The organism is Streptococcus mitis (assembly GCF_946188685.1).
Taxonomy (GTDB): Bacteria; Bacillota; Bacilli; order Lactobacillales; family Streptococcaceae; genus Streptococcus; species Streptococcus mitis_CC.
In genome coordinates, this window is the sequence record NZ_CAMHWH010000012.1 from 47,963 (window position 1) to 56,674 (window position 8,712).

At 41.3% G+C, this 8,712-nt stretch carries 9 protein-coding genes; all 9 read right to left on the bottom strand.

The window, feature by feature from the left end:
* Positions 1 to 110 precede the first annotated feature (110 nt).
* Positions 111 to 1,016, bottom strand: coding sequence for a C40 family peptidase (locus tag N8N51_RS09675; protein WP_261100464.1), 906 nt, complete (start codon positions 1,014 to 1,016; stop codon positions 111 to 113).
* Positions 1,017 to 1,293: 277 nt separating this feature from the next.
* Complete coding sequence (locus N8N51_RS09680; protein ID WP_049486946.1) at positions 1,294 to 1,926, bottom strand: response regulator transcription factor; 633 nt, start codon at positions 1,924 to 1,926, stop codon at positions 1,294 to 1,296.
* Positions 1,927 to 1,936: 10 nt separating this feature from the next.
* Entirely contained in the window at positions 1,937 to 2,935 is a 999-nt protein-coding gene (locus tag N8N51_RS09685) for an envelope stress sensor histidine kinase LiaS (protein WP_084888107.1), read from the bottom strand.
* Positions 2,932 to 3,630, bottom strand: coding sequence for a cell wall-active antibiotics response protein LiaF (gene liaF, locus N8N51_RS09690; RefSeq protein WP_084888109.1), 699 nt, complete (start codon positions 3,628 to 3,630; stop codon positions 2,932 to 2,934). The genes N8N51_RS09685 and liaF overlap by 4 nt, the downstream gene beginning before the upstream one ends.
* A 76-nt stretch (positions 3,631 to 3,706) precedes the next feature.
* Positions 3,707 to 4,717: a type 2 isopentenyl-diphosphate Delta-isomerase gene (fni, locus tag N8N51_RS09695; RefSeq protein WP_261104100.1), complete on the bottom strand. Its 1,011-nt coding sequence runs from the start codon at positions 4,715 to 4,717 to the stop codon at positions 3,707 to 3,709.
* Positions 4,701 to 5,708 carry a phosphomevalonate kinase gene (locus tag N8N51_RS09700; protein WP_125443757.1) on the bottom strand — a complete coding sequence of 336 codons (1,008 nt, stop codon included), beginning with the start codon at positions 5,706 to 5,708 and terminating at the stop codon, positions 4,701 to 4,703. The genes fni and N8N51_RS09700 overlap by 17 nt, the downstream gene beginning before the upstream one ends.
* Positions 5,695 to 6,648, bottom strand: a complete 954-nt coding sequence (mvaD, locus tag N8N51_RS09705; protein ID WP_049544770.1) for a diphosphomevalonate decarboxylase — start codon at positions 6,646 to 6,648, stop codon at positions 5,695 to 5,697. The genes N8N51_RS09700 and mvaD overlap by 14 nt, the downstream gene beginning before the upstream one ends.
* Positions 6,630 to 7,508, bottom strand: coding sequence for a mevalonate kinase (mvk, locus tag N8N51_RS09710; RefSeq protein WP_125454942.1), 879 nt, complete (start codon positions 7,506 to 7,508; stop codon positions 6,630 to 6,632). Before mvk ends, mvaD begins: the two co-directional genes overlap by 19 nt.
* A 121-nt stretch (positions 7,509 to 7,629) precedes the next feature.
* On the bottom strand, positions 7,630 to 8,547 hold the full coding sequence (locus N8N51_RS09715) for an N-acetylmuramoyl-L-alanine amidase family protein (RefSeq protein ID WP_261104101.1): 918 nt from the start codon (positions 8,545 to 8,547) through the stop codon (positions 7,630 to 7,632).
* Positions 8,548 to 8,712 lie beyond the last annotated feature (165 nt).

Consider the following 8,712-nt stretch of genomic DNA (forward strand, 5'->3'; position numbering starts at 1 on the left):
GCCATTTCCTCCTATATTGAATAGCTATAAGAGGACTTACCTCTTTATTTAGCTATATTCTAATACTTTTCATAGCCAAAACCAATAATATTGTAAAAAATTAGACAATATTACCAATATCTACGGATTGTATTTTGATCCATTCCGTATTGATTCATATAAGAAACATATTGACCTCTATCTGGAGCATGAACAACTTTTCCACCTCCAACGTAGATACCTACATGTTGATTTGAACCTTGGTCGCCATTGTACAATATTAAATCTCCAGGAAGTTGTGAACCACTATATATAAATTTCCCTCCTTCAGCTTGTTCTCCAGTTGTTCTACCAATATAAATATCAAAGCAGGCATGAATTGCTTGAGTGAATCCAGAACAATCAGCACCGATACTCTTATTTAATGTAGCTGCTCCATATTGATAAGGTAATGAACCTATAAAGGTTTCTGCATATTCAGCAATTGCCTGCCCCTTATTTTCTACGCAAACACCGTTAGATCTGAAGAAATAAGGTTTTCCATTAACTCTATTGTAATCGGTTAGCATAGCTCCATCATTTGAAAGATAGTACCAATTACCATCTGGGTTAATCCACTCATTTGATTTCATCCAACCTTGATCATCAAAATAATACCATTTCTCATCTAACAATTCCCAATGTTTAGCATACCCACCTGAAGTATATTTGAACCACCAGCGACCATCTGTTTGCATCCAGGTTCCTTTATCATCTCTATTTTGATTAAATGCTATTTTTTCTTGATTGCCTTCTACTTGCGTTAATTCTCTAGGAGAAAATCCTACCAACTTAACTTTTTCTGCATCTTCAACCTTAATTTTACCTTCTTTAACAAGTTGATCAATTGCTTCTTTCTCGCTTGTATACTGTGAAGTTGTTTGTGATGTAGTCACTTTAGTGGTAGACGTTGTAGTTTCTGCACTAACTACATAAGTAGTTGATAGTAAAGCGCCTGAAGTAAGTAATAAAGCAGCATAAGTAATATATTTTTTCATGACAAAAATCCTTTCTTCAAAATTCCTTAACGCTCTAGTGACCTTATTTTGATAATTTACGGAGACATGATTCTAACCTCCTTTTGGATTTTATATATCCTTTGATAAATACTACATTACTTTAGTTATCTTTAGCTTCATTTTACTCCCCTATAAAATGAATGTCAACAAATAACATAAAATATTGTGAAAAAAATATTTTATCGTGCTAGAGGTACTTGCTTGCTTCTTTGATACTAAGTTCAGCTACTTCTCCAATATTATTTTTACATAACTATTAAAAGTCTTCATGACCCACCAAGTGGTGCTGAAAGGCATAGACAGCCGCCTGGGTACGATCGCTGACTTCAAGTTTGGCTAGGATATTGGACACATGGGTCTTGACCGTCTTGAGAGAGATAAACAGTTCGTCTGCGATGCGCTGATTTTCGTAGCCCTTGGCGATGAGTTGAAGCACATCTCGCTCACGCGCAGTTAAGTCCTCATGTAGTTCTATATGATTGCGGTGGTATTCGACCTTCTTACTGACCTCTTGCTCAATGGCCAGCTCCCCAGTAGCTACCTTACGAACAGCGTGCAGCAATTCATCCGCACTTGAAGTCTTGAGCATATAGCCCCTAGCACCAGCATTTAAGACAGGCATGATTTTTTCATTGTCTAAGTAAGAGGTCACAATCAAAATCTTGGCTTCAGGCCATTCTTTGAGGATGGCCAAGGTCGCGTCAATTCCATTCATCTCAGGCATGACGATATCCATGACAATGACATCTGGACGCAGTTCCAAGGCCAAGTCAATGCCTTGAGATCCGTTGGCAGCCTCACCTACAACTTCTACATCATCTTGGAGGTCAAAGTAGCTTTTCAAGCCCAATCGGACCATTTCATGGTCATCTACTAGTAAAATTTTCATCTCTACTCCTTTATAACTCATTATCTAACAGGGGAATACGGATATCAACCGCCAGACCTTGCTTGGGAGCTGTCAAGAGTTGAACCGTTCCTGCCATATCTTCGACTCGCTCCTTGATATTCCGCAGTCCATAACTCAAGTCGTCTAAACTCCCTAACTGGAAACCAATCCCATTGTCCACCACCTTCAGCTGCAATTCAAGATCCGTCTGATAGAGATAGACATCCAGACAAGAGGCCTGGGCATGGCGGAGGGTATTGCTGATCAATTCTTGCAGAATACGGAAGATATGCTCCTCGATTTTCTTAGGCAATTTAGATACATTTTGCTTAAGACTAACCTTGAGATCACTCTTGTCCTCAAGCTCTTTTAGAAGAATTTGAATCCCTTCTATCAAGCTCTTCTGTTCCAATTCAACTGGGCGCAAATGCAGGAGCAAGACTCTCAAGTCCTTCTGAGCTGTTTCTAAAATGGCTGTGACACTCTGCAACTGGGTCTGCATCTTTTCTCTATCCAGTTTCAAAGCCTGCTGGCTGACACCTGACAAAATCATGTGGGCCGCAAACAACTCCTGACTAACCGTATCGTGCAAATCCCGAGCAATCCGCTTTCGTTCTTTCTCGATGATTTCCTCTTCCTGAGTAAGACTGTGATTTTCAGCTTTTTGAAGAGCCTCTGTCAAGAGGTTAAGTTTCCCTGACAAGGACTTGAAACTGGCATCCAAATCTGGATCTGCAACCTGAACCACTTCTTGCCCTGCCAACAAACGCTTGAGATTGACCTGAATTTTTCTTAGAGAAAGCTCTTCCACACCTCGCCAAAACAGGGCTAAAAGACAGGTCATGGACAAGCTGAATACCAACAACAAAAAGACAAATTTTTCTGTTTTTTCAACATTATGCAGGAAAATAGACCAGTCAAAATCAAGAATTTCCAACAAGCTGTGGGAGAGAAATAAGACAAACAGGAAGGAGGTGAGGGCAATGATAACATAAGCTTGTTTTTTCATCCTCTGACCACCTCCACATCGCCAATCATAGTGGTCAAGAAAATCTTGACACTCTTGTTACTCTTAAGATAGTCTCTTGTTTCTTGATGATAGTGTTCATTGCGGAGGGCTCGCTTGGGCTGGTTGAAAAAAGTCAAATCACCATAGAGACAATTAACGCTGAGACTGACTTCCACATCTACAGGTACAATGATTTTGGTTGTTCCTACCATCTTTCTGAGAATAATGACATTATCATGATTGGTTAGGATGACCCTCTCCAGATGAATGGTATCCTTGCCCATGAGACGAAAGAGATTGATATCATCAAACTGGCAAGTCTGGTAGCTTGAAAAATGATGGAGATTGCCAAACCAACGATTTTTCTCCTTCTTAACCGTTACCACCTCTTCAAAAACCAAATTGGTCTGCTCTTTTTCCTGGTTCATCATCGGATAAAGAAGAAAGAGGCTGTATATGACCGCAACAAAAATAGCTAAAATCACAAAGGGGTTGAGCATGACGATGAAAAAGAAGAGAATGGTTGCCGCAACCAAAAGAAGGTTATTGCCCTCTTTACCAGTATAATAGCGAATCAAAAGTAAAAAGAGGAATAGAATCAGCAGAAAACGTGAAAAATGCTCTGACACCATCAAAATCAGAGCTCCCGTCAAAAGACAGGCTTCGATAAATAAAAAGATTTTAAATTTTCTCATAGGTTCATCCTCTCCCTTCTATTTTATCACAATTCAAAAAAGTCACCTCGGTCTGAAGATGGAAAAAAGGCGATGGTTACGCCTTTTTCATCCGTTCCTTTGCTTCTTTTAATTTTCCATAAAGAAGATAGTCTACTTTTTGCAGATCTGCTATGGTGGCACAATTAAGGGCACACATGATCAAGCGTAGATCATCTTTCCAGCCTTGGACAATGCCAATCACTTCTTCAACTGTGTAGCTTTCAACCAATTCTAGAACCGTTCGAGACAGTCCTACAGCCTTGGCTCCAAAGACCAAGCACTTAATCATATCCAGCGGATTTCGAACGCCTCCACTGATCAAGAGTTCGACCTTGTCTTTCCATTCTTGAGCATTGAGAAGGGCTTGCATAGTAGACTGTCCCCATTGATTGAGGTAATCACGTTGGCCACTGCGGCGGTTTTCGATATAAGCAAAGCTGGTACCACCACGACCTGATATATCCACTGTACGAACACCCAGTTCATAGGCTCTTTCGATGCTCTTCACATCCATTCCAAAGCCCACTTCCTTTAGGACAATCGGAACGGGGATTTGCTTGCTATAATCTGCCAGATGCGATTGCCAGCTTCTGAACTTCCTTTCTCCCTCGGGCATGAGTAATTCCTGCATAACATTGACATGCACTTGCAGGAGAAGGGGATTCATCTCTTCTACAGTCTGAAGTCCTAACTCGACAGGCTTGTCCAATCCAATATTGGTTCCAAGAAGGAGATTTGGATGATCAGACTTGACAGAAAAAGAGTCATCTGCTGGATCTTTGAGGGCTGCGCTATAAGAACCCGTTACAAATAAAATACCACAGGCTTCCGCCACCTGAGCTAGTTTTTGATTGATTTCTTTACCTTTTTCACTCCCACCTGTCATGGCATTGATATAAAAAGGAAAATCCCACTTTCGACCAGCAAATTCTGTCGAAAGATCGATTTCATCCAGATCGTAAAGAGGCAAGGAAGAATGAATCAACTCCACCTCATCAAAGCTATTATAGGAACTTTTCTGCTCAAGGGCATAGCGGATGTGCTCATCCTTACGATTTGTCGTCATGTCCTATCCTTTCTTGGTATAAGAGCTCAATCCCCAGATCGGCCCAACGGTTTTTTAGGGTTTCAGTTGATTGCTCATCAAAACTCAAGGCAATGCCACAGTCACCACCACCAGCACCGCTACTCTTGGCAACAGCCTGCAAATCTTGACTGGCTTCTTTCAACTGTCTAAGCGAAGGTGTGTAAATATCTGCGCTCAAGCCTTCTAAAAGCTTGCTTGCCACTTCTACTTGCTCGATAATTTTTTCTGCTTTTCCTTGTTCTAAAGCTTCTACCAAAGCAGTCACCGTTGCTTTTGAGGAAGTTAAAAAATTCTGATTGATATTTTGCTTGATTTGCTGAACCATGTTACTAGACACAGCTACTTCCTTGGTCCAGCCCACTAGGAAATCACATTCTAGGGCAGGTTGTACGTGTGAAATTGAAAAGCTCCAATCATGCTCCAAAACTGTCGCCAAGTTTTCTTCTTCCAACCAAGTTGCCACCTTTTGGCGATCAAATGACCGGTAGAGAACCAAATCCTCTGCCACAATACAGGCAAGGTCTCCCATGGAACCATTGTCTCCTCGCTTGAGCAAGACAGCGCTAGCCAGCTTGAACAAGAGTTCCTGATCAACCGTAATATCATATAGAGCCAACAAGGCCTTGATCACCAAGATAACGACACTACCGCTAGAACCCAGACCAAACTTTTTGCCTTCTCGTTCCATTTTGCCACGGATTTCTAGAGAAAAAGGTCTTAAAGTTTGACCTCGATAAGTCAGGAAATCTTCCACTAGAGCAATTGTTTCTTGAATCAAGCTGTAGGCAGGATTTGGCGTCAAGTCCACTACGAAATCAAACATGTCTGAGTAGATACGATAGTTCTCAGAAAAAGCAATCTCGCCCTTCATATAGATGGGAATATCCTTTATCAAGGCTAACTGCCCTGGCTCTAAAATAGCATATTCACCTGCCCAATAGAGTTTTCCACAAGTTTTAACAGCAATCATCTTGGCTCAAATCCTTTGTTTTTGACACAATCAAGCGATAACGTTGACCGAAGATTTCTGACAAATGCTCCAAATCTTTCTCCTGACAAAGGACCTTAACATTGGGACCAGCATCCATGGTAAAGTAGCAAGCTTCTCCTTGCTGACGAAGCTGGCGGACAAAGTCCATAGCTTCATAAGATGCATCCGTCAGATAAGAAAAGGCTGGTGATGCTGTTTTGGTCGTAGCGTGCATAGCCAGGGCATTTTTCTCAGTCAATTCCCCAACCTTGGCAAAGTCATTTTCCTTGAGATAAACCAGCATATCCTGATAGTCTTTCTCAGACTGACGCACCCAGTCATCAAAAGTCGTCGAGGTTTCCACACAAAGTTTCATTCCATCACGACTGGAGATTGGTTTTTTCTTATCCTCTAGCACCAACATAATCATAGCTAATTTCAAGTCTGTCTCTACAGGGTAAATCTCCCCACTATCCTTATCCCAGGCACCTAGCGGTCCATAAAAACTCCGAGAAGAAGATCCTGAGGCAAACTTAGCCTCCTGTGCTAACTGACTTCTATCCAAACCAAGCTTGAAATAAGCATTACAAGCCTTGACCAAGGCGGACAAACCACTAGAGCTTGAAGATAGGCCCGCTGCCGTAGGCATATTATTTTGAGTATCAATACGAACAAAACCCTCACCAGCTGGACGGTAACGGTCAATAATCTTGCTCATCTTGGCATGCTCAGCCTCATTTTGTAGCTGACCATTGATATAAAAGGCATCAGCAGTAGCATCTGTCGGTAGCGGCGACAAGGTCGTCTCTGTGTACATATTTTCCAAAGTCAGAGAAATACTGCTAGTAGCAGGAACCATCTCTTTCTCTTTTTTCTTTCCCCAATATTTGATAATAGCAATATTTGCGTAGGAACGTACTGTTACAGGCTCTCGATCCATGTCTGAACAGCTCCTTTCTCTTCTAATCTTTCTGCTAGTTTTTGAGCTTGAGTCAAATTGGTTGTCAAGGCGATAATACAGCCTCCTAGCCCACCACCGCTCATCTTGGCACCTAAAACACCATGGTTAAGAGCCGTTTCAACCAAAGAGTCTGCCTCAGGGCTACTAACACCAATTTCTTTTAAGTGTAAATGCGCTTGACTGAGGATTTTCCCCAGTCCTTCAGCATCTTTTCCTCTAATTGCATCTTCTGCCTGCTGAGTCAATTCTCCCAAGGCATGCAAAAACGGTAGGGCATCTTTCCCTTTACTTTGAACCACTTGGATGGCTTCACGAGTGTGACCATAAACGCCCGTATCTGCAATCACTAAATAGGCTGATAGAGCCATCTCAAGCTCTGTAAATCCTACATTCTTAATATAGCGAATAGGTTGGTCACTGAGACAGGTCTTAGCATCCAAACCACTAGGATTCATATGGGCAATCATCTCAGCTCGATTGACCAAGATTTCTAGTACATCATGAGGCAGGTCGACTTGATAGTAGTCAAATACCGCACGAATGGCCGCTATGCTGATAGCCGCTGACGAACCCATTCCCCGTTTCTCAGGGATAGCCGAGTCAATCTCGCAACGAATGCAGGCTTCTTTGATATCCAAATACTCCAACGAAGCATAAACTGCCATGGACAAGGTATCTTCCTCATAAAGGCGCCAAGATCTGTCAGCAGGAACTACCTTACAAGTCACCTCCACCTCCAAAAGAGGCAAGGAAATAGCAGGATAGCCGTAAACGACCGCATGCTCCCCTATTAAAATAATCTTACTATGTGCCTGACCGACACCAACTTTTTTTGTCATTTTTCCCTTTTGCTAGACGAAAAAGCCGTCCCATTTTTCATACAAGTATTTATTCTTTCCTATCTATTTTATTATATTTTCACAAAAAAAGCGATTGTTTCCTTCACAATCGCCTCTTTCATTATTGAACCCATTCGCCATTATAGTTGACAGAATAGCCATCTACAGTCGTATTCACTTCCAAAGCACCTGAACTATAAGCGTAGTACCATTTGCCATGGACCTGGAACCAACCAGTGACCATAGCTCCTGATGAACGGAGATAATACCACTTGTTACCGAGGTATTGCCAGCCAGTTTTCATATTGCCATTTGGCTCGTCTAAATAATACCAAGTTGAGCCTTCCTGATACCAACCAGTTGCCATTGCTCCTGATGAACGGAGGTAGTACCACTTATTGCCAAGTTGTTTCCAACCAGTTTGCATGATACCAGTTGTTGGATCTAAATAGTACCAAGTTGAGTTATCATTGGTCCAGCCAGCACGTCTTTCACCACCAAGGTAGTCTTTTCCTAAAGAACCTATTTTTGCTAGGTAATACCAGTTAGACTGATCATAAAGCCAACCTGTTTTTAAAGAATGGTCTTGAGCAAAGTAATAATTTGCTAATTTAAGAACTTCTGAGCCTTCAAAGCTCTCACCATGTTTTTTACCAACATTTAACGAATCCTTAACTTCTAATTGTTTCCATCCAACAAATTCTTGTAGGACACCATCTTGTCCAAAGTAGTACCACTTCGGTTGAAGGGCAATTTCAAAAACTGGTCGATTATCAAATAAATCATCACGATAACCTGTCCCAGGGATTTCTAAGTATTGCCAACCAACTACCATTTCTCCACTATCACCAAAATAGTAGGTTTTACCGTCTATTTTATGCCAATAGATTGCTTTATGGTCATCTTTTATATAATATTTTCTATTATCTTTATCAACAAACTGTCCACCTGTAGTATCCGCCAGTACTGCACTTGTTGCTAGCAAACCGAAGAAAAAGACTGCTAATGCAATTTGCATCAATTTTTTTATGATTTTCATTAGACTTATCCTCCATAGCTGATTGTAGCAAATACAAAATCGCATGTCAATATATAGAACACCCCTCAAAAAAGCAGTTACATAACTGTGTACTGACCCCAAAAAGTTAGACAATTAATTTATCCGAAGGATTTAGTTCTGTATTGCACAGGACTGAGTCCTTTT

Bases quoted from the DNA above. Each gene is read 5' to 3' on its own strand.
- N8N51_RS09675 (WP_261100464.1), bottom strand. From the start codon at position 1,016: ATGAAAAAATATATTACTTATGCTGCTTTATTACTTACTTCAGGCGCT.
- N8N51_RS09680 (WP_049486946.1), bottom strand. From the start codon at position 1,926: ATGAAAATTTTACTAGTAGATGACCATGAAATGGTCCGATTGGGCTTG.
- N8N51_RS09685 (WP_084888107.1), bottom strand. From the start codon at position 2,935: ATGAAAAAACAAGCTTATGTTATCATTGCCCTCACCTCCTTCCTGTTT.
- liaF (WP_084888109.1), bottom strand. From the start codon at position 3,630: ATGAGAAAATTTAAAATCTTTTTATTTATCGAAGCCTGTCTTTTGACG.
- fni (WP_261104100.1), bottom strand. From the start codon at position 4,717: ATGACGACAAATCGTAAGGATGAGCACATCCGCTATGCCCTTGAGCAG.
- N8N51_RS09700 (WP_125443757.1), bottom strand. From the start codon at position 5,708: ATGATTGCTGTTAAAACTTGTGGAAAACTCTATTGGGCAGGTGAATAT.
- mvaD (WP_049544770.1), bottom strand. From the start codon at position 6,648: ATGGATCGAGAGCCTGTAACAGTACGTTCCTACGCAAATATTGCTATT.
- mvk (WP_125454942.1), bottom strand. From the start codon at position 7,508: ATGACAAAAAAAGTTGGTGTCGGTCAGGCACATAGTAAGATTATTTTA.
- N8N51_RS09715 (WP_261104101.1), bottom strand. From the start codon at position 8,547: ATGAAAATCATAAAAAAATTGATGCAAATTGCATTAGCAGTCTTTTTC.